This window comes from Caballeronia sp. LZ065, from assembly GCF_031450975.1.
Lineage (GTDB): Bacteria > Pseudomonadota > Gammaproteobacteria > Burkholderiales > Burkholderiaceae > Caballeronia.
Genome location: NZ_JARUXV010000003.1, coordinates 225,389 through 247,200 on the forward strand (window position 1 = coordinate 225,389; position 21,812 = coordinate 247,200).

Consider the following 21,812-nt stretch of genomic DNA (forward strand, 5'->3'; position numbering starts at 1 on the left):
AACAGGAGAGCTTCATGTCCAGCCATGTCATTCACACGCCGGCATCCGCACCGGCCCAATTGCGGCCCGTGCTCGAGCAACTGCAACAACGCTTTGGCCTGATTCCGAACATCGCGGGGGCGATGGCCGCATCGCCGGTATTGATCAACGGCTTTATCGGGCTGTTCGAGCGCGTGCACGCGAGCAGCCTGACCGAACCGCAGATCCAGACGCTGCTGTTGACCAATGCGGTGGTGAACGCGAGCGAATGGCCGGTTGCGTTTCACACGGCGCTCGCGCTGAAGGAAGGCGTGCCGCCCGCCGATGTCGACGCCATCCGCCACGGCGCCTTGCCCGCCGACGCCACGCTTGCCGCGCTGTCGGGGCTGGCGCGGGCGCTGATCGAAAGGCGTGGGCGGATCAGCGCGCACGACCAGGAACGCTTCCGCGCAGCAGGTTTCAGCGACGAGCAGATACTGGAGGTCATCGCGGTGGTGGCGGCATCGACGATCACGAACTACGCGGGCAGCATCGCGCAGCCGCCGCTCGAAACGCAGTTCGAAGCATTTGCATGGCATCCGACCCCGGAGATTCGATGAACGACACGCGTCCCGACCGCCCCCCGCCGCCGTCCGGCCTCGGCGACCTGCTGCGCTACTGGCGCGACGTGCGTGGCGTCAGTCAGCTCGATCTGTCGCTGGAGGCGGGGATTTCGCAGCGGCAGATCAGTTTCATCGAGAGCGGACGCAGCGTGCCGGGCCGCGACACGCTGCTGACGCTCGCCCAGACACTCGATGTGCCGCTGCGCGAGCGCAATGCATTGCTGCTCGCAGCGGGCTATGCGCCGATGTATTCGGAAGCGCCCTGGAGTGCGCAGGAGATGCAGGGCGTGATTCGCGCGCTTGAACGCGTGGTGCGCCAGCACGAGCCGTTTCCGGCCATCGTGATGGACCGGCACTGGAACGTGCTGATGACCAATGACGCGGCGCCGCGCTTCTTCAGCAGTTTCATCGACATGGCTGCGCGCAAGGGGCCGCGCAACATGCTGCATCTGATGTTCGATCCGCACGGCATGCGGCCGCACATGATGCACTGGGAGGAGCTTGCGCGGAGTCTGCTCCAGCGTGTGCAGCGTGAATCGGTGGGCCGCGTGCTGGACGCGGGCACCACGCGGCTGCTGGATGATCTGCTGGCCTATCCCGGCGTGCCGCAGGACTGGCGCACGCATCACGAGCCATCCGCCACGCCGGGCGCGCCGGTCATTCCGATGGTGTTTTCACGCGGCGCACGCGTGCTGCGCTACTTCTCGCTCGTCACGACGGTGGGCACGCCGCAGAGCGTGGCGGCGCAGGAGTTGCGCCTGGAATGCATGTTCCCCGCCGACGATGAAACCGAGGCGCATCACCGGCAATTCCTGGCCGATGATGCGCATCATCGCGGGACCACTACCAGCGCACGTTGAACGTGCTGCACAGCTCGTCGATGGCGGATTGCTCGAGCGGTGCGGGACGCGGCGTGGTCATGAGCCACAGGCGCGCGGTTTCTTCCAGTTCTTCCAGCGCCCACGACGCGTGCGAGACGCTGCGTTCCCATACCACAGGACCGAGACGCTCCAGCAACACGGCGCGCACCGAGGCCGCGCGCGCCGCGATCTCGGCGGCCACCTGCGGATCGCCCGGACGCCGATAGCGCACCAGCGGCACATGTCCGACCTTCATCACGTAGTACGGCGTGATCGGCGGCAACACGTCTTCATCGCTCCACACGCCCGCGAGCGTCAGCGCGACCAGCGACGTGGAATGGGTATGCACGACGCCGCGCGTGTCCGCATTGCCCGCATAGATGCGCCGATGCAGCTCCAGCGTCTTCGAAGGCCGGCCGCCGGAGACGTGCTGACCTTGCGCGTCGACCTTCGCGATATCGGCGGGATCCATGCGGCCGAGACAGGCGTCGGTCGGCGTGATGAGCCAGCCGTCCTCGCAGCGCGCGCTGATGTTGCCCGCGCTGCCCACCGTATAGCCGCGCGCATAGAGACTCGCGCCGACCGTGCAGATTTCCTCGCGCAGCTTCGCGTCGCTGCCGGTGTTGATCATCGCGCTGCTCATGAACGTTCTCCCTCGGCATAACGCAGCGCCTTCGCGAAGAAATCGCGTGCGCCGAAATTGCCCGACTTGAGCGCGAGCACCAGCGGCGTCTCGCCCAGCGCGACTGTCACGGGGACGCCCGGGTCGATCGGCGGTCCGATCTGCAGCATGTTCACGTCGAGCGCCTGCACCACTGCACCCGAGGTCTCGCCGCCCGCCACCACGAACTTGCGCACGCCGCGCGCTTTCGCTTCACGCGCGATGGCCGCGAGCGCGTCTTCCACGAGCTTGCCCGCCGCCGCGACGCCGAGTTCGCGTTGCACTTCGCCCACTTCCTCGGGCGCGGCCGTCGCGTAGATCAGGACGGGCTGTCCGGCGTTGCTGTCGATGAAAGCGAGCGCCGCTTCAACCACCGCCTCGCCGCGCGCGAGCGAACGCGGATCGACGCGGAAGGCGGGACGCGCGGCCTGCCATTCGGCCACCTGCGCATTGGTCGCCTTCGACGCGCTGCCGGCCAGTACGAGCGCCGGCCCGCTGACGGACGGCAGGTCGGCGGCCTGTTCGTTCGGTTCGATCAGCCCCGCGCGGCGGAAGTTCTCCGGCAGCCCGATGGCGACGCCCGAACCGCCGGTGACGAGCGGCAGGTCGGCGCAGGCTTCGCCAAGCGCGCGCAGGTCGGCGTCCGTGAGGGCGTCGGCGATGGCGAGGCGCACGCCGTCCGCACGCAGCCGCGCGATGGCTTCACGCACCGCCGCAGCGCCGGCCACGACGGTGGCGCTGCCGATCAAGCCCACTTTCGACTTCGACTGCCGCTGCAACACGCGCACGAGGTTGGGATCGCGCATCGGCGTGAGCGGATGGTTTTCCATGCCCGACTCGTTCAGCAACGCATCGCCGACGAACAGATGCCCGCGATACACGGTGCGCCCGTTCTCCGGAAAGGCCGGACAGGCGATGGCGAAGTCGCCCTCGCTGCCGTTTTCCGCGAGCGCATCGAGCAGCGCTTCGGCGACCGGGCCGATATTGCCCGCGTCGGTCGAATCGAAGGTCGAGCAGTACTTGAAGAAGAACTGGCGGCAGCCCTGCGCGCGCAGCCAGTCGAGCGCAGCGAGCGATTGCGCGACGGCGTCTTGCGCGTCGATGGTGCGCGATTTCAGCGCGACCACCAGCGCGTCCACGTCCTCGACCACGGCGGATGCGGGCACGCCGATGGTCTGGATCGTGCGCATGCCGCGGCGCACGAGGGTGCTGGCGAGGTCGGTGGCGCCGGTGAAGTCGTCTGCGATGCATCCCAGTACGGGACGGCGTGTGCGTGTGTGCATGGTGTTCCTCCGTGCATCGATTGTACGGCGCGATGAACGGTTCGTGTTAATCGGTGTTAAAAAAATTGACGTGAATGGTAAAGAGCGTTAACGTCTGCGGTATTCGACGTAGACGATGTCCGCGTTCCTTTTTTCCCTTTATTTCCCGTTCGTCGGCGGAAAAATCTGCCGGCCACGCTTTTTTTGCGCGGATCCCAAGATGAATTTCGAGCTTCTCTTTGCCTCGCCGTCGTCGGCCCAGACAGTCCAGCCGGTGCGCTATGCGCTGACCGGCGCCAAGGGCGGTTTTGCCCGCACGCTGCTGGCGCAGACGCGGCTGATCGAACGGCTGGTGCCCGCCGCACTGTGCGATCTCGACGTTCCGGGCCTGCGCGCGATGTGCCTCGAACTGGGCTTCGCCGAGGCGTCGCTCGTCGACTGCACCGACGCGGCCAGCGTGGCAGCGCTCGCCGCCGGTCAGATTGCGCTGGTCGCGGATGTCGCGCTGCTGGCGTCGTCGGAGTGGGACATTCTTGTCGAGGCGACTGGCAATCCGTCGGTGGGATATCGCGTGGCGGTGGCGGCGCTCGAAGCGAAGCGCCACGTCGCGATGGTCAGCAAGGAAGTCGATTCGGTGGCGGGCGTCGCGCTCGCGCGGCTCGCGGAACGCCAGGGCGTCGTGTACACCACGGCGGACGGCGACCAGCCGTCGAACCTGATCGGCTGGGTGACGTGGGCGCGCGTGCTGGGGCTCGACGTGGTCGCGGCGGGCAAGTCGAGCGAATACGACCTCGTGTTCGATGCCGACACCGGCAACGTCACGCAGCTCGACCAGACCTTTGCCGCGCCGGAACTGGCTGGGCTGATGACGCTCGGCGACGACATCGCCGCGACGCTCGCCGCACGCCGCGCGGCATTGCGCGGCCGCAAGACCTCGGCGACGGCGGATTACTGCGAGATGAGCGTGGTCGCGACCAACACGAACCTCGTGTCGGACGTCGAACTGCTGCACTACCCGGTTGCACGCACCACTGAACTCGCGGACATCTATGCGCTGCGCGAAGACGGCGGCGTGCTGTCGCGCGGCGGCGTCATCGAAGTGTTCAACATGCTGCGCCGTCCTGACGAAGCGAGCTTCGCGGGCGGCGTGTTCGTCGTCGTGCGCACCTTCGATAAGCCGACCTGGGAACTGCTCGCGCAGAAGGGCCACGTGGTGAGCCGCAACGGCCGCTACGCGTGCATGTATCTGCCGTATCACTTCATGGGCGTCGAAACGCCCATTTCGCTGCTCGACGCGGTGCTGCACGGCCGGCCCTCGGGCGCTGCGAAGCCGGCGCAATGCATTGTGCTGGCGGGCCGCGCGAATGTGGACATCGCGGCGGGCACGGTGCTGCACATGGGCGGCCATCACCACGACGTGACCGGCGTGCAGGCCGTGCTGCTCGATCGCAGCAGCGCGCCGGGCGACGTGTCGCCGCTCTATCTCGCGGCCCACACCACACTGGCCCGCGATGTGAAGGTGGGCGAACTCATCACCATCGCCGACCTGCGCAATCCCGACGAAGCGCTGCTGCGCGCGTGGGAAGAGGGCTGCGAATAAGCGCAGCGGGCTACGACACACACTGAAACAGAAGGAAGGGGAGACCATGCGGGGAGAATTTGGAACGATCACGATGGCGGTGATCGCGATCATCGTGCTGATCGTATTGATTGCGCGATTCAAGCTGAGTCCGTTCATCGCGCTGACGCTGACGGCGCTCGGACTCGGACTTGCGGCAGGCGTGACGCCGGAGCATGCCATCGACAGTTTCACCAAGGGCTTCGGCGGCGCGCTGGCGCGTACCGGTCCGGTGGTCGGACTGGGCGCGGTGCTGGGCGGCATCATGATCGGCACGGGCGGCGCGGACCGCATCGCCAATGCCTTCGTCGGCAAGCGGCCGCTGTGGCTCGCGCCGTGGACGGTCTGCGCGGCGGCGCTGCTGATCGGCATGCCGCATCTGTTCGACGTGAGCTTCATCATGCTCGCGCCGCTGGTCTATACCATCGCGCGCCGCACCGGCAGCCATCTGCTGTATATCGGCCTGCCGCTCGCCGCCGGCCTGTATGTGTCGCACGGTTTGCTGCCGCCGCATCCGGCGCCGACGCTCGCCGTCAACGCCTATCACGCGAACACCGGCCTCACGCTGCTGTACGGCCTGATGATCGCGATTCCGGCGGCCGTCATCACCGGCCCGCTTTTCACGACGCTCGCGCGCCGCTTCTTCGGGCCGGCGCCGGATCTCGCGAAGGGTCCGGGCGGCACGCGCACCGACGCGGAAAGCAACGGCGAAGTCTCGCTCGCGTTGTCCGTGCTGTGTCTGCTGATTCCGCCGGCGCTGATGCTGATCGGCACCGTCGGCATGGACTACAGCGTGAAGGGCAGCGGGCAGTATGTATTCTTCCAGTCGCTCAACGACCCGATTCTTTCGCTGCTCGCCGCCGTGATCTTCGCGTTCTTCGCGCTGGGCATCAAGGGACGCTTCCCGCTGGCGGATATGCAGAAGATGATCAGCAAGGGCATCGCGCCGCTGTCCGCGATCCTGCTGATTCTCGGCGCGGGCGGCGGCTTCAAGCAGATGCTGACGTCGATCCATCTCGACACGATCATCGTTTCGCACACGTCGACGTGGGCCGTGAGCCCGCTCGTGCTGGCCTGGTTGATCGCGGCGCTGCTGCGCGTCTGCGTCGGCTCGGCGACGGTCGCGACCGTTGCGGCGTCGGGCATCGTTGCGCCGTTGCTGATGTCGCATCCGGGCGTCTCGCCGGAACTGATGGTGCTGGCCACGGCGTCCGGCGCGGTGATGCTCTCGCACGTGAACGACTCCGGCTTCTGGCTCTTCAAGGAGTATTTCCAGCTGACGGTGGCGCAGACGCTGCGCACCTGGACGCTGATGCTGTGCGTGCAGTCGCTGGTGGGACTGGGCGGCGTGCTGCTCATCAATATGTTCATCGGCTAAGATAGGCGACCCGCGACCCGCCGCGCACGCTGCGTCGCGCGGGATGCCTAACCCAGAACTCTTCATGTCGAGCCAAGCCAAACCCGATGCCGCCGAAGTCCCGCTGATTCCCGATCAGCGGCGCGAGGCCATGCTGCGTCAGTTGCGCCGCGACAAGGTGCTCTCGGTGCATCAGTTGATGGAATCGTTCAACTGTTCGCACATGACGGTGCGGCGCGACATCGCCGCGCTGGAAGAAGCCGGCTTCGTCTATACGGTGCCGGGCGGCGTGCGCATTGCCAGTCACCTGAACACCGAGCCGAGCCATCAGTCGAAGGCGGTGGTCGAGCAGCCGCAGAAGCAGGCCATCGCGCGCCGCGCCTGCGAAGGTCTGCGCCCCGGCATGTCCATCTATCTCGATGCGGGCACCACGATGCTGTCGTTCGTGCCGCATATCGTCGAACTCTCGAACATGACGGTCGTGACCAACGACTTCGAGATCGTGCGCGAACTCGCGAGCGCGCAGCATGTGAACGTCATCCATATCGGCGGCCAGCTCGATCACAAGAACCTGTCGAGCGTCGGCACGCTGGCCGCGGCCACGCTGCGTCAGGTCGTGCTCGACGTGGCCTTCATCTCGGCGAGTTCATGGGATCTGCGCCGCGGCGTGACTACACCCTCGGCGCCGAAAGTGGAAGTGAAGCTCGCGGCCATGGACGCCGCATCGCGCACCGTGCTGACGGTCGCGAGTTCCAAGTACGGCACGGTCGGGCTGTACAAGGTCGCGAGTCTCGAGCACTTCGACCAGGTCATCACCGACGACGGCCTCGCGCCCGCCGCGGCGACAGGCATCCGGCAATCGGGCATCGATCTCGCGCTGGCTTCGGTGGCGTGACACGCTGCGTTCGCCGCATTCTCTGCTTCAATGCGGCCTGGCGCGCTCCGCACGCCTGATTAACCCCACTACAATGACCGCCGCACCCGGCGCGTCGATTCGAATGGCCTGAGGAATCGGGCGGACGCGCCGCGCATGGCGACCGCGTTCGCCCCCTTCCTGGAGCGTCCATGTTCGGTAACTTGCGTATCGAAAGAGGCCCTGACTGGCAGGTCCACGTCTCCACGGACAGCTGGATGGTCGCGACGCTGCTGGTCGTCGCGTTGCTGCTGGGCATCCTGCTCGCCAGCGCCGTCTGCTATTACCTGACGCGCTGGATCATGCTGATGATCGTCAGCCGGCTCGCGCGCAAGGAAGGGCGCAAGTGGCTGGTCGCGGCGGAGCGGCATCGCGTGTTTCACCGGCTCGCGCCGCTCGTGCCTGCCGCTATCGTCTTCTGGGCGGCGCCGCTGCTCACCGGGCTGACCTTCCCGGTCATCCCGGCCCTCGGTCAGCCGCTCGCCATCCTCGCTGCGTGCTTCATGGTCGTGACGCTGGTGCGCGCCGCGCTCGCGCTGTGCGACAGCATCGAGGAACGCTATAGCCACGTTCCATCCGCGAGCGAGCGGCCCATCAAAAGCTTCCTGCAGATCGCGACCATCGTGGTGTATCTGGTCGCGCTGATCGCCATCGTCTCGATCGTGCTGGAACGCTCTCCGGTGTATCTGCTGACGGGCCTCAGCGCGATCACCGCGCTGCTCATCATCATCTTTCGCGATTCGCTGCTGGGCTTTGTCGCCAGCATCCAGCTCACGGCGTACGACATGCTGCGCGTCGGCGACTGGATTGAAGTGCCCGGCTTCGTCGCTGACGGCACGGTGATCGATATCGCGCTGAACACCATCAAGGTCCGCAACTTCGACAACACCATCGTGATGTTGCCCAGTCAAGTCCTGCTGACGAACAGCGTGAAGAACTGGCGCGGGATGACGGAAGCAGGCGCGCGGCGGCTGCGGCATGCCATCCATTTCGATGTGGACACGATTCGCTATCCCGACGATCGCCTGCTTGCGCAATTGCATGAAGCATTCGACCTGCCGCTCGCCGTGCCCGACGGCGAACGCCGCACCAATCTCGGGCTGTACCGCCGCTACCTCGGCGCATGGTTCAGGGCGCATCCCGCGGTGCGGCGCGACATGCCGGTGGTGATCCGCCAGATGCAATCGTCGGCGCCCGTGCTGGCGCTGGAAATCTGCGTGTATATCGCGGAAATTCGCTGGGAGCGCTACGAGGCGCTTCAGTCCGACATGCTCGATCACGCCTATGGCGTTGTGCCGATGTTCAGCCTGCGCTGCTGGCAACCGGAACGCGGCGTTGCCGCTCCGCAATGAGATAAAGCTCGCTTCAGTCTTGCGACGCATGTCATTGCGGCAGTGCGGCATTTTAAACGGCGCCTTATCGGGTCATGTCGCTCGATTAAAACTTTGAATCGAAGCTTATCAGATCTGGGAAAGCGAATTGCTGACGCTAAATAAATTGCCGATCGCATGATTATCCCGGGTTATTTTTTCTGCATGTTGTCTTTTACTCAAGTTTCTAGCCGTTAAAAAAACGGGGATGCAAAAAGAATGAAACTGGATGATTAAAAGAGAAATGGGTCGGACGATTTCGTTTATTGAAACAATATCAAGGTTTGATTGATATGATCATTGGATTGAGGAGAATAATTTTCCTCTTCAAGGCGTCGGTTGAGAGACAACCAGGCTTGAAGGCGAAAGAGAGGGTGGCCTATGCTTGCGCTAAGCCGTTAAGAGAGAAGCTCGACGAAACAGGAGTCCTGGCTTGTTTTGAAGCGGGTGTGAAGCGAAAGCGCCGTCAGCCTGAGGAACGACGCAAACGTTTCCACAACCCGTGCTAAAAGGACCCGTTTGTCGGCTCATAACCTGAGAGAACTGCGTGCGCCTGAAAACCGCTCCCGCCATGTCGGGAGCGGTCGACGATGCGCGCAAGCCGGAGCTGACGATGGCCGTCGAAAACAGCTTTGCAAGAAAAAATGATTTGGTCGCACGCACCCGTTTCGGTCGATTTAACTCCCTTCCCTTATTCATCTCTTTTTCCCTGGCGATTATCGCGGGCCTCGCGAGCACCAGCGCGCAAGCGCTTTGCCTCGGCACGACTTCGGTGTCCTGCACGGGCGTGAATGGCGCCTTTGTCGGCACGACGCCCCAACAGACAGTGACGGTCCAGCCGGGCGCGACGCTCACACCAGGCCTCGGCACGGCGCTGAGCATGTCCGGCGCGAATCCGACGCTCGTCAACAACGGCACCGTCGATCCTTCGCTGCTCGGCGTGCTAAGCGTGCTGGCGACGGGCGCGGTGGTGGGCAATTCGTCGGCGAACACGGTCGGGATCACCAACACCGGCACGATCAGGGGTACCACCGGTCTGCTCGGCCTCAATCTCGCCGACCTGACCGGCCTGGCGCTGGTCGCACAGAACGGCACGGGCGGCACCACGACGATCAACAACAGCGGCACGCTGGGCTCGGCGGCGCTGCTGGGCATCACTCTGATTCCCAACGATGCGGCCGTGGCTGCGTCCTATGGCGGCGCGCGCACCGACTTCACCAACACGGGCACCATCAACGGGCGGGTCGCGCTCCAGGCGCCGACCTCGGGCCCGGGCAACACCTTCGTCAATGGCGGCACGATCAACGGCAGCGTGTCGATGGGCGCGGGCACGACCAATACCTTCACGGCGCAGACCGGTTCGTCCGTGAACACCGCGCCCGGCGCGAGCCTGAACGTGCTGGGCATCGCGGGGCTGTCGCTGGGCTTCGCCGTGCCGGGCATCGTGGACGGCGGCGCGGGCGGAAACAACACGCTCTTGCTGACGCAGGCGGGGGGCGGTCCGACGGCGGGCACCATCAATACGTCGAACTACATCAACTTCCAGCATCTCGGCTTGAACAGCGGCACCTGGACGCTCAACGGCGCCTCGACGGTGCTGGACACGACGCTCCTCGGCGGCTCGACGGCCATTTTCAACGACGGCGGCGCGTTCGGCACCGGCACGATCACCTCGACCGGCGGCACGATCCAGGCGGGGACAGCGGGCCTGACGGTCGGCAACGCGGTGACCCTCGGCACGGGCGGCCTCACGGTGCAGGGCGCGAACGGCACGACGCTCTCAGGCGTGATGTCGGGCACCGCCGGCCTCACGAAAAACGGCACGGGCACCTTGACCCTTTCGGGCGCGGATACCTACACCGGCGGCACCAGCATCAACGCGGGTACGCTGGCGCTGGGCGCGGGCGGCAGCCTGGCGCCGGCCGGCGCGGTGACGCTCACGGGCGCGGGGGCGGGCTTCAATATCGCCGGGGCGAGCGGGCCGCAGACCATCGGCGGGCTGAACGGCGTGACGGGTTCGTTGATCGGACTCGGAGCCAACACCCTGACATTCGGCGATGCCAACAACGGCGCGTTCGGCGGCACGATCAGCGGCACGGGCGGCATCGTCAAGAATGGTGCGGGGACCGAAACCCTGACCGGCGCGAACACCTACACCGGCGGCACGACGATCAACGCAGGCGGCATCGCCCTGGGCGCTACCGGCAGTCTCGCTCCGACAGGCGCGATCGATCTCGCCGGAACCGGCGCATCGCTCGACCTGACAAACGCAACCGGCGCGCAGACGATTGGCGCGTTGAGCGGCGTCGGCGGCACGTCGGTGTTGTTGGGCGCGAACCCGCTGACCTTAGGCGATGCGACCAACGCCACCTTTGGCGGCACGATCAGCGGCACGGCCGGCATCGTAAAGAACGGTACGGGTACCGAAACACTGACCGGCGCGAACACCTTCACCGGCGGCACCAACGTCAACGCGGGCACGCTGGCCATCGGCGCGGGCGGCAGTCTGGCCGCGACCGGCGCGCTCACGCTCGGATCGAACACCGGCTTCGACATCAGCGGCGCAAGCGGACCGCAGACCGTGGCAGCGTTGAACGGCGCAGCAGGCTCGGTCATCGGCCTGGGCAACAACACGCTCGCATTCGGCGACGCCGCCAACGGCACGTTCGCCGGCACGATCAACGGCGCGGGCGGCATCGTCAAGAATGGCGCGGGCACCGAAACGCTCACCGCCGCCAACACCTTCACGGGCGGCACCGCCATCAATGCCGGCACGCTCGCATTGGGCGCGGGCGGCAGCCTGTCGCCGACCGGCATCGTCAACCTGGTGAACGCGGGCGCGGCGCTCGACGTGAGCGGCGCCACCACGGCGCCGGCCATCGGCTCACTCGCGGGCGCGGCCGGTACCAACGTGACGCTGGGCGCGAACACGCTGCAACTCGGCGACGCGAACGACGCCACCTTCGGCGGCACGATCTCCGGCACCGGCGGGCTGGTCAAGACCGGCACGGGCACCGAAACCCTCACCGGCGCGAACACCTTCACCGGCGGCGCGACCATCAACGACGGCACGCTCGCGCTGGGCGCGGGCGGCAGCCTCACGCCGACGACGTCCGTCACGCTGACCGGCCCCGGCGCAGGCTTCGACATCGGCGGCGCGAGCGGACCGCAGACGATCGGCGCATTGAACGGCGTGAGCGGCTCCGTCGTCGGCCTCGGCAACAACACGCTCGCCTTCGGCACCGCCGCCAACGGCACCTTCGCGGGCGCCATCGACGGCGCGGGCGGCATCGTCAAGAACGGCGCAGGCACCGAGACGCTGACCGGCGCGAACACCTTTACCGGCGGCACGACCGTCAATGCCGGCACGATCGCGGTGGGCGCGGGCGGCAGTCTCGCTCCGACCGGCGCGGTGAACCTCGCCAACGCCGGCACCGCGTTCGATGTGAGCGGCGCAGGCGCGCCGCTGACGATCGGCGCGCTGAGCGGCGTCGGCGGAAGCTCGGTCGCGCTCGGCGGCAACACGCTCGGCTTCGGCGATGCAGGCAACGCCACCTTCAACGGCACCATCGGCGGGACGGGCGGCATCGTCAAGCTGGGCACGGGCACGGAAACGCTCACCGCCGCGCAGACCTTCACGGGCGGCACGAACATCAACGCGGGCAGGCTGGTGCTCGCGAGCGCGGGCGACCTCGCGCCGGGCAGTGGCGTCAATCTGTCGGGCACGGGCGCCGAACTGGACCTGAGCGGCGCGAACGGCGCACGCACGATCGGCGCGCTGAGCGGCGTCGGCGGCACCGCGGTCACGCTGGGCAACAACGCGCTGACGCTCGGCGACGCCAACAGCACCACTTTCGGCGGCGCGATCAACGGCGCCGGCGGCGTCACCAAGAACGGCAGCGGCACGCTCACGCTCACCGGCGGCAACACCTTCAACGGCGGCACCACGGTGAATGCGGGCACCGTCGCGGTCGGCGCGGGCGGCAGCCTGGCATCGACCGGCGCGGTCAACCTCGCGAACGCCGGCACCGCGCTCGATGTCAGCGGCGCGGACACGCCGCAGACCATCGGCGCGCTGAGCGGCGTGGGCGGCACTTCCATCGCGCTGGGCGACAACACGCTGGCTTTCGGCGATGCGAACAACACCACGTTTGGCGGCACCATCGGCGGCACGGGCGGCATCGTCAAGCAAGGCAGCGGCACGCAGACGCTCACGGCCGCGCAGACCTTCACCGGCAACACGACGATCAACGCCGGCACGCTCGCACTCGGCGCAGGCGGTTCGCTGGACAGCGCGAGCGTCGTCGATATCGGTCAGCCCGGCGCCGTGCTCGACGTGAGCGGCGCGAGCACGAATCCGACGCTCGGCGGCCTGTCCGGCGTCGCGGGCGGCAGCGTGCTGCTGGGTTCGCACAGCCTGTTTCTGGCGGTCAACGGCGACTCGGTCTATGGCGGCACCATCAGCGGCACGGGCGGCATCGTGAAAACCGGCGCGGGCACGCAGACGCTCGACGGCGCCAACACCTTCACCGGTGGCACCTCGCTCGCGGGCGGCACGCTCGTGCTCGGCAATGCCGGCGCGCTCGGCTCCGGCGGCCTGACAGTCGATGCCCCCTCAACGCTCGATACCTCCACGGCGCTCACCATCGGCAACGCGGTCACGCTGAACACGGGCGCGACCTTCGGCGGCAGCAACGACCTCACGCTGACCTCGCCGGTCACGGGCGGCGGCGGCATCACCAAGGACGGCGCCGCCAACCTGACGCTCGCCGGCAACAACAACTACAGCGGCGGCACCACGCTCAACAGCGGCACGATCACCGCGAACACGGGCACCGCGCTCGGCAGCGGCACCGTCACCCTCAACGGCGGCGCGCTCAACACGGGCACCACGCAAGTGGCCATCTCGACGCTCAACGGCGTGTCCGGATCGGCGGTCAATGTGGGCACGGGCGGCATCGCGGTGGGCGGCGGCGACTACGGCGGCACCATCGGCGGCGCGGGCGGCGTCACCAAGACGAGTCCCGGCACGCTCACGCTCACCGGCGAGAACACCTACACGGGCGGCACGACCATCAACAGCGGCACGCTGCAAGTGGGCAACGGCGGCACCAGCGGCAGCATCACCGGGCCGATCAACAACAACGGTTCGCTGGTGTTCAACAGCTCGGACAACGTGACCTATGGCGGCAGCATCAGCGGCAGCGGCACGGTGACGAAGGTCGGCGATGGCACGCTGTCGCTGACCGGCACCAACACGAGCACGGGCCCCGTGGCGGTGGGCGGCGGCACGCTCGACGTCTCCGGCGCGATGCCCGCCGCACCCGTCACGGTGGGTTCAGGCGGCACAGTGTCGGGCAGCGGCACGATCGGCAGCGTCGTGGTCCACAACGGCGGCACGGCAGCCGCCACGACGCCCGGACAGGCGCTCAACGTCGCCGGCAACGTCACCTTCGAACCCGGCTCGAACTACAACGTCGGCGCGAATCCGCAGCAGCAGAGCGGCCAGATCCTGGCGGGCGGCACGACCCAGATCCAGGGCGGCACCGTCAACGTGCAGGCAGGCGGCGGCAAGTGGGGGCTCGACAACAACTACACCATCCTCACGTCGCAGGGCGGGGTGAACGGAACCTTCACCAACGCGACGTCGAACCTGGTGTTCCTCACGCCGACGCTCGGCTACGACGCCAACAACGTGTATCTGTCGCTGGTGCCGAACGGCGTGCTGTTCCCGTCGATCGCGGCAACGCCGAACCAGCGCGCGGCCGCTACGGCCATCGCTCAGCTCGGTGTCGGCAACCCGGTGTTCAATGCCATCTTCCTGTCCGACGCGCCGAGCGCCCGCTGGGGCTTCGCGACGCTCGCCGGCGAGATCTACGCGAGCACGCGCAGCATGCTGGTCGACGACAGCCGCCTCTTGCGCGACGCCGTCACCGACCGTTTGCGTCGCGGCTTCTCGGTGGAGGACGGACCGCTGGCGGCATTGTCGTCATCGCAAGGCGCGATGTGCGACGACACTTCGACGAGCGCGGGCGGCACGACGCACCGCGGTTCCAGCGCGGCTTGCGCCGAGCGCGCGCCGTGGCGGCCGACGGTCTGGGCGCAAGGTTACGGCGCGCATGACCGGCTGAACGGTTCGAATGGCGTATCCGATGTGACGCAGACCACGAGCGGCTTCTTCGCCGGTGTCGATACGGCCGTGAACGATCACTGGCGCGTGGGCGCGGCCGCGGGCTTCGGTCACGGCTCGATCAGCGACGACCTCAACGCCAGCGCGTCGGTGGACAGCTATCACCTCGCGCTGTACGGCGGCGCGCAGTACGGCCCGCTGGGCGTGCGCATGGGCGGCGGCTACTCGTGGAATCATGCGGACACGGATCGCACGATCGGTTTCTCGGGCTTCAACGCGAAGGAAAGCTCGGGTGAGACGACCAAGATCGGACAGGTCTTCGGCGAAGTGGGTTACGGTTTCGCGGCGGGACCGGTCGCGGTGGAACCGTTCGCCGCGCTGGCCTACGTGAACGTGTCGTCGGACGGCTTCGAAGAAAGCGGGCCCGCTGCGCTCAAGGGCGATTCCGACAACCAGGGCATCACCTATTCGACGCTCGGCGCCCGGGCCGCGTGGCGCTTCTATCCCGGCGCGCACGGCATGCTGACCGCGCGCGCGATGGCCGGCTGGCGGCACGCGATGGGCGACACCACGCCGGTCTCGCGCGTGGCGTTCGTGGCGGGCGGCAGCGGGTTCGACGTGACGGGCGTGCCGATCGCACGGGATGCCGCTGTGGTCGAACTGGGCGTGGATGCCGCGATCACGAAGAACCTGAGCTTCGGCGTGCAGTACTCCGGCCAGTACGGCGGCGGCGCGCAGGATCACACGCTGACGGGCAACCTGCAGTGGAAGTTCTGAAGCATGGAGGCCGCGCGTCCGGCGCGCGGCCTGTCCGGTACGCAGGACGCCCTACAGCGCCACTTCCGGCGGCGCCTGCCGGAAGAACTTCGTGATCCAGCACAGGTAGGCGATCCCCACCACGAACCAGACGCCGCCGAGCACGAGCGCCCGCGTTTCGAGGCTCGCGAGCAGCCAGATATCGGCGATTGCGCCAATGGCCGGAAACACCAGCCCGCCCAGCATGCCGATACGGCGCTCGCCATGATTCCCTGACAGCCAGATGCGGATCACGCAGAGATTGACCGCCGTGAACGCGAGGAACGCGCCGAAGTTGATGAACGACGTGGACGTCGCGACATCCATTTTCAACGCGATCAAACCGACCACGCCTGCAATGGCGATGTTGAACGCCGGCGTCTTGAAGCGCGGATGCACGAAGCCGAAGATGCGCCGCGGCAGGATCTCATCGCGTCCCATTGCATACAGCAGGCGGCCGACGCTCGCCTGCGCCGAGATGCCCGAGGCGAACTGCGCGAGAATCAGGCCCGCGAGGAACACGCTCACGAAGAGATCGCCGCCGATCATCTTCGCGACTTCGAACGCGGCCGAGTCCGTATCCTTGAACTCGGCACCGGGATGCGCGAGCTGCATCGTCCAGGCCGCGATCACGAAGATGGCGCCGCCGATCAGCGCAATCAGCACGATGGCGCGCGGCATGTTCTTCTTCGGATCGATGGTTTCCTCGGTGAGCGTGGAAACCGCATCGAAGCCGAGATACGAATAGGCGGCAATCGCGGCGCCCGCCATGGTTACGCCGAGCGGCACGTGCGGCTTGAAGAACGGCTCGGCCATCGCGATGCCGCCCGGTCAGGCAACCGCCGCCGCGTAATGCCAGCAGAGCGCGACGAACAGCGCGACGATCACGAGCTGCACGATCATCAGCACGATGTTGAAGCGCGCGGCCAGTTCGATGCCGACGATGTTCAGTCCGCTCGTCAGCACGATGAACGCGACGATCCACACCCACGACGGCACATGCGGGAACGCGGCGTTGAGATAGGCCGCGCCGATCAGCCAGATCACCATCGGCAGGAAGAAATAGTCGAGCAAGGTCGCCCAGCCGATCATGAAGCCGAGATGCGCGTTGAAGGTCTTGCGCGTGTAGGTGTAGGCCGAGCCCGCCACCGGAAAGATCCGGGCGAGCTTGCCGTAGCTCAAGGCCGTGAAGACGATGGCGATGAGCGCGAGCAGATAGGCGAGGGCGGCCGTGTCGCCGCTGGCTTTCGCGAGCACGCCATAGGTGCCGTAGACGATCAGCGGCGCCATGTAGGCCAAGCCGAACAGCAGCACCGACGGCAGGCCGAGCGTGCGTTTCAGATGCGTGGGTTCGGAGGATGAAGTCGACATGATGTCTCCTGGCCGCAGCGGCGGCCGGTGGTGTTGTGTTTCGATTGGAGCGCGGTGCCTTCAGCCGGCTTTACGGGCGCGCGCGTCGATCAGCAGCGCGCGCGTGCCATCGGTTTCCTGCACGGCCGTCAGGCCCAGCGGAACGCGCGCGTCATGGTGATAGTTGTAGTGCTCGCGGCTGGCTTCGAGACGCTTCAGGTCGATGTCCGCCTTCGCCACGGTCTCCGCGCTGCCCAATTCGGTGACGATCTCGCCGAAAGGATCGACGAGCGCGGACAAGCCTGGAAACGTCAATGCTTCGTCGCCGGAACCGCAGCGGTTGACCATCAGCGCGAACATCTGGTTTTCCATCGCGCGCGCGGCAATGGCGCGTCGATGCATGGGACCGAACGGATCCATGTTGCCGTTCGTCACGAGCAGCAGGTCGGCATCCAGCGCGCCAATCGCACGCGCGGTCTCGGGAAACTCGATGTCGTAGCAGATCAGCAGCCCCACGGTCAGGCCGTTCCACATGCAGGTGCAGAAGCGGTCGCCCGGCGTGTAGATGCCGATGTCCGACGCCCACAGATGCGTCTTGCGATAACGCAGAGCAATCTCGCCGCGTTCGTCGATGAGCACCGTCGTGTTGTGAAAACGCGCGCCCTCGCGCTCGGTGAACCCCACCGCTGCGGCCACGCGCCGTTGCCGGGCGGCGTCGCGCACCGCGGTCAGCGCGGGGCCGTCGAGCGCCTGCGCCAGTTGCGCCACGTTCTCGCGCACCGGAAAGCCCGACAGCGTGGTCTCGGGAAACACGATCAGCTTCGTGCCGCCGGAGGTGTCGGCGTTTGCGATCGTCTGCACGACCTTGCGCGTGTTGTGCGCGAGATCGCCGTCGATCAGTTGCAGTTGCGCCAGTTCCACTTGCATTGCCCGTCTCCTTCCATATTCCTTTCAGACGCTCTCGATCCAACGGATGCGTCGCGCCATGGGATGATTCGCGCCTGGACTGCCGGCGTCACGGCCGATTATCAAGGTAATATTTTTGGCGAGAAATTACCCATCCGGGGTACCCCACAGGAGCACTGCATGGAGTTGGAATGGCGGGATCTCGCCTTTCACCGGGAGATCGGCTCGGCCATCGAGGCCCTCGACGGCCCGCAATTCTGGGCGCGTCTCACGCGCGTGCTCGAACGTCACGTCGCGTTCGACAGCTGGGTCGCGCTGCGCTTCCTGCGCGATGACACGCCGCAGGTGCTGGCCGAGCAGGCTTTGCCCGACGGCAAGATCGACGTGCTGTTCCAGCACTATCTGGCCGCGATGTATCAGCTCGATCCGTTCTATCTCGCCGCCTTCGAGATGCGCCAGTCGGGCTTCTATACGCTTGCCGACGTCGCGCCCGACAACTTCCGCATGACCGAGTACTACCAGCGCTACTTCAAGCGCAATATCGTCGGCGATGAAGTGCATTTCAACGTGTTCATCGGGCAGAACGAGACGATGGGTCTGTCGCTGGGCAAGACGAGCCGTTATGACGATCGCGAGACCGCGCTGCTCACGCTCTATGCGCCGTGGGTGCTGGCGCTGATGCAGCAGCGTGTACGCTTCGAGCGCGGCGCGGCGCACGATGCACCGGCGGCCGTCGAAGGCGATGACCAGCACATGGCCGCGCGCTTCGGCACGCTCGGCAGCCGGAGTGGACGAAGCGTGCTGACGGCGCGCGAGACCGAAGTGGCGATGCTGATCCTGCGCGGCTTTTCTTCACGCGCGATCTCCGGGAAACTGGCAATCTCGTTCGAAACCGTGCGGGCTCACAAGAAGCATATCTATGCGAAGCTCGGCGTGAGTTCACAGTCCGAACTCTTCGCGATGTTCTATGAGTCCGAGATGGATGCGAAGTGAGCCTTGATGATCAACCCATTGCACACGACACCCGTCGCGCAGGCGCAGCTGCGCTTGCAACAGGCGCGCCGCCTGCTCGCGATTGCCCAGACCGGACTTCACTACGCCACCGGCGATTTCGACCGCGAGCGTTACGAGGAAATCGCGCAGATCGCGCATGCGCAACTCGCGGAACTGGCGTCGATGGACACGCAGCATGTCGCGCAACTGTTTGCGTTTGAGTCTGGCTACGCGAATCCGAAGCTCGACGTGCGCTGCGCCGTGTTCGATGACGGCGGGCGCATTTTGTTGGTGCGCGAAATCGCGGATGGCCGGTGGTCGCTACCGGGCGGATGGGCTGACATCGGCGTGTCTCCGGCTGCGAACGCGGCGAAGGAAGCACGCGAGGAAAGCGGCTTTACCGTCGATATCGTGCGCCTGCTCGCTGTGTGGGACATGAATGCGCATGCGCACCCGCCGTCCGTGTTCCATATCTGGAAGCTGGTGTTCCTCGGGCGCATTGCGGAGGCGGGCGAGATCATCGGCAGCGAGACGAACGAGACCGGCTTCTTCCCGCTGGATGCGCTGCCGCCGCTTTCACTGGGCCGCATCCTGCCCGAGCAGATCAGGCGGCTCGATGCATTGCGCCGCAGCGATCAGGTGGACTTCGACTGAAGCGTCTGCGCACCCGGACCCACTCTATGGATGTTGGCGGCATACACCCAATCGCGCGCATGATGCGCGATGAAATCCATGAATGCCGGCGGGCCGCTGCAATAGATCTGCGTGTTGGCGCGCGCCGGGCTCAGCGCGTGCGTACACGCCTGTTCGAAGAGCGCATGAGGCAGATCCACATGACGATGCACCTTGCCGTGATGACGCAGGGCATCGATCTCGTCGTGCTGCGCGCCGCGTTCCATGGACCGCACGAAATGATGCAGCTCGAAGCGTTGTCCCGCCACCGCAAGCCGCCGTGCAATGCCGGCAATCGTCCGGGTGCTCGTGCCTCCCGCGAACAGGATGGAGCGCGTGTGCTGCTCCGCAATGTCCGATGTGTCTGCCCCGCCTGCGATGACGGAACTCAGGGTGTCGCGCATGTCTTCTCCATGGATCGTTCGTTGGTGTGCCACGAATCGAGGCGGCATCGACGGCAATGCGCCTTCTGACCGAGAGTATTGGCAGACCAGGACGGCAACAAGGCGCGTGGCCGAATGTCTGTCATATAGGGATGCTGATAAGCGCTTCATCCGATTCATCTGATCGAAGAGCTGGACGCATCTCCCGGTGATACGCGAAAAGCCGTGCGTTTTTGCTTCATCGTTCGGTGAAGTCTGCCTACACTACGTGCTTCGGCTCACGTCAACGGGAAGCGATCATGTCTCTTCAGACACATGGCTATGACGTCCTGCACAATCCGCGCTTGAATCACGGGACAGCATTCACACTCGAAGAACGCAAGGCCTGGCGAATCGAAGGGCTGCTGCCGCCCGGCGTGAGTTCGCTCGAATTGCAGATTGCGCGCACGCATGCCGAGCTGTCGCATCTCGATAGCGATCTGCAGCGATACCTGTTCCTCTCCGACATGCAGGCGCGCAACGAAACACTCTTCTACGCGTTGCTGATGTCCGACCCGGCCGCCTACATGCCGATCGTCTACACGCCGACGGTGGGCGAAGCGTGTCAGAAGTTCGATCAGATCTTCCGGGCCACGCGCGGCCTCTACATTCCGATCGATGCACGCGGGCGCGTCAGGGAACTGCTCGGCAACTGGCCGGAAACGGACGTTCGGTTCATCGTCGGGACGGATGGCGAGCGCATTCTCGGACTGGGCGATCTGGGCGTGGGCGGCATGGGCATTCCCATCGGCAAGCTGGCGCTGTACACCGCCTGCGCAGGCGTGCCGCCCATACATTGCCTGCCCGTCATGCTGGACGTCGGCACGAACAATCAGACCTTGCTTGAAGACCCGCTCTATCTTGGTCTGCGACGGGAGCGCGTGCGCGGCGCCGACTACGACGCGTTTCTCGACGAGTTCGTGACCGCGGTGCAGGACGCCTATCCGAAGTGCTGCATCCAGTGGGAAGACTTCGCGAACTTCAACGCAGTGCCGTTGCTGGCCCGCTACAAGGACCAAATCTGCACCTACAACGACGACATCCAGGCACGGCGGCCGTCGCACTGGCCGGCATCTATGGCGCACTGCGCATCTCCGGACAGAAGCTGACCGAGCAGCGCTTCCTGTTCCTCGGCGGCGGCTCGGCGGCGACGGGCATTGCCGAACTCATCAGCCAGGCGATGGCGCTCGAAGGCCTCGACATCGACGCGGCCCGCCGGCGCAACAGCCTCTTCGACATCAACGGTCTGATGGTCCGCTCACGCACGGATCTCGCGGCGTTCCAGCAACCCTTCGCGATCGATCACGAACCGCTCGACAGTTTCGTCGATGCGGTGCGCGCGCTGAGGCCCACCGGCATCATCGGCGTGAGCACGGTACCCAAGCTCTTCAGTCAGCCGGTGATCGAAGCGATGAGCGAGATCAACGAACGCCCGATCATCTTCCCCTATTCGAATCCGACCTCGCGTTCCGAATGCACCGCGGAGGAAGCGTATCGCTGGTCGAAAGGGCAGGCGATCTTCGCGAGCGGCAGCCCGTTCGGACCGGTCGAGATCGAAGGACGGCAGTTCGTGCCGGGACAAGGCAACAACGTGTACATCTTCCCCGCGATGGGCATGGCGGTCTTTGCCACCGAAGCGACGCGCGTAACCGAAGACATGTTCATCGTCGCGGCGAAGGCGGTCGCCGAGCAGGTCAGCGACGAGAGTCTCGGCAAGGGTTTGATCTATCCGCCGCAGAGTGGAATCTTCGAGGCGTCGATGCACGTGGCCGCCAAGGTGGCGGAATATATCTTCGAACAGGGACTGGCGCGCGTGAAGCGGCCGGACGATCTGCTTGCCCACATGAAGGCGGTCGCCTATGTGCCCGCGTATCGGCCGTTGTAGTACGGACTGGACGGGCCGAAAACGCAACGAGCGACCG

General features: G+C 66.1%; 15 protein-coding genes and 1 pseudogene. 11 read left to right on the forward strand and 5 right to left on the reverse strand.

Annotated elements, in window-relative coordinates:
- The first annotated feature begins 14 nt into the window (after positions 1 to 14).
- Both QCE63_RS21355 and QCE63_RS21360 read left to right on the forward strand, forming a co-directional pair.
- Entirely contained in the window at positions 15 to 578 is a 564-nt protein-coding gene (locus QCE63_RS21355; protein WP_309835822.1) for a carboxymuconolactone decarboxylase family protein, read from the forward strand.
- Entirely contained in the window at positions 575 to 1,441 is an 867-nt protein-coding gene (locus tag QCE63_RS21360; protein WP_309835823.1) for a helix-turn-helix transcriptional regulator, read from the forward strand. The genes QCE63_RS21355 and QCE63_RS21360 overlap by 4 nt, the downstream gene beginning before the upstream one ends.
- Here the strand turns inward: QCE63_RS21360 and QCE63_RS21365 are convergent.
- Both QCE63_RS21365 and otnK read right to left on the reverse strand, forming a co-directional pair.
- On the reverse strand, positions 1,425 to 2,084 hold the full coding sequence (locus QCE63_RS21365) for an aldolase (RefSeq protein ID WP_309835824.1): 660 nt from the start codon (positions 2,082 to 2,084) through the stop codon (positions 1,425 to 1,427). The genes QCE63_RS21360 and QCE63_RS21365 overlap by 17 nt on opposite strands.
- Entirely contained in the window at positions 2,081 to 3,385 is a 1,305-nt protein-coding gene (otnK, locus tag QCE63_RS21370; protein ID WP_309835825.1) for a 3-oxo-tetronate kinase, read from the reverse strand. The genes QCE63_RS21365 and otnK overlap by 4 nt, the downstream gene beginning before the upstream one ends.
- 199 nt (positions 3,386 to 3,584) lie before the next feature.
- On the opposite strand from otnK, the gene QCE63_RS21375 reads away from it, so the two are divergent.
- The 5 genes from QCE63_RS21375 (at position 3,585) to QCE63_RS21395 (ending at position 15,529) form a co-directional block, all read left to right on the forward strand.
- The gene (locus tag QCE63_RS21375; protein ID WP_309835826.1) at positions 3,585 to 4,964 is read left to right on the forward strand and encodes a homoserine dehydrogenase; all 1,380 of its coding nucleotides are present in this window, start codon (positions 3,585 to 3,587) and stop codon (positions 4,962 to 4,964) included.
- Between the two features lie 46 nt (positions 4,965 to 5,010).
- Positions 5,011 to 6,360, forward strand: a complete 1,350-nt coding sequence (locus QCE63_RS21380) for a gluconate:H+ symporter (protein ID WP_309835828.1) — start codon at positions 5,011 to 5,013, stop codon at positions 6,358 to 6,360.
- A gap of 64 nt (positions 6,361 to 6,424) precedes the next feature.
- Positions 6,425 to 7,234, forward strand: a complete 810-nt coding sequence (locus QCE63_RS21385; RefSeq protein WP_309835829.1) for a DeoR/GlpR family DNA-binding transcription regulator — start codon at positions 6,425 to 6,427, stop codon at positions 7,232 to 7,234.
- A gap of 170 nt (positions 7,235 to 7,404) precedes the next feature.
- Positions 7,405 to 8,604: a mechanosensitive ion channel domain-containing protein gene (locus tag QCE63_RS21390; protein WP_309835832.1), complete on the forward strand. Its 1,200-nt coding sequence runs from the start codon at positions 7,405 to 7,407 to the stop codon at positions 8,602 to 8,604.
- Between the two features lie 790 nt (positions 8,605 to 9,394).
- Positions 9,395 to 15,529 (forward strand): autotransporter-associated beta strand repeat-containing protein, encoded by a 6,135-nt coding sequence (locus tag QCE63_RS21395; protein ID WP_309835833.1) that lies wholly within the window; start codon positions 9,395 to 9,397, stop codon positions 15,527 to 15,529.
- A gap of 51 nt (positions 15,530 to 15,580) precedes the next feature.
- On the opposite strand, the pseudogene QCE63_RS21400 reads toward QCE63_RS21395, so the two are convergent.
- Both QCE63_RS21400 and QCE63_RS21405 read right to left on the reverse strand, forming a co-directional pair.
- Positions 15,581 to 16,918: pseudogene (locus QCE63_RS21400) on the reverse strand (APC family permease).
- A 60-nt stretch (positions 16,919 to 16,978) separates the two neighbouring features.
- Positions 16,979 to 17,824, reverse strand: a complete 846-nt coding sequence (locus QCE63_RS21405) for a carbon-nitrogen hydrolase family protein (protein WP_309835834.1) — start codon at positions 17,822 to 17,824, stop codon at positions 16,979 to 16,981.
- A 159-nt stretch (positions 17,825 to 17,983) separates the two neighbouring features.
- Between QCE63_RS21405 and QCE63_RS21410 the strand changes: the two genes are divergently transcribed.
- On the forward strand, positions 17,984 to 18,796 hold the full coding sequence (locus QCE63_RS21410) for a helix-turn-helix transcriptional regulator (protein WP_309835835.1): 813 nt from the start codon (positions 17,984 to 17,986) through the stop codon (positions 18,794 to 18,796).
- A 6-nt stretch (positions 18,797 to 18,802) separates the two neighbouring features.
- Positions 18,803 to 19,450: an NUDIX hydrolase gene (locus QCE63_RS21415; protein WP_309835836.1), complete on the forward strand. Its 648-nt coding sequence runs from the start codon at positions 18,803 to 18,805 to the stop codon at positions 19,448 to 19,450.
- Here QCE63_RS21415 and QCE63_RS21420 read toward each other — a convergent pair.
- Positions 19,432 to 19,872 (reverse strand): hypothetical protein, encoded by a 441-nt coding sequence (locus QCE63_RS21420; protein ID WP_309835837.1) that lies wholly within the window; start codon positions 19,870 to 19,872, stop codon positions 19,432 to 19,434. The two genes, QCE63_RS21415 and QCE63_RS21420, sit on opposite strands and share 19 nt — an antisense overlap.
- A 278-nt stretch (positions 19,873 to 20,150) precedes the next feature.
- Here QCE63_RS21420 and maeA point away from each other — a divergent pair, with 278 nt between their 5' ends.
- Entirely contained in the window at positions 20,151 to 20,999 is an 849-nt protein-coding gene (gene maeA / locus QCE63_RS21425) for an oxaloacetate-decarboxylating malate dehydrogenase (protein ID WP_309835838.1), read from the forward strand.
- Positions 20,996 to 21,775, forward strand: a complete 780-nt coding sequence (locus QCE63_RS21430) for a malic enzyme-like NAD(P)-binding protein (RefSeq protein WP_309837290.1) — start codon at positions 20,996 to 20,998, stop codon at positions 21,773 to 21,775. The genes maeA and QCE63_RS21430 overlap by 4 nt, the downstream gene beginning before the upstream one ends.
- The last annotated feature ends 37 nt before the right edge of the window (positions 21,776 to 21,812 follow it).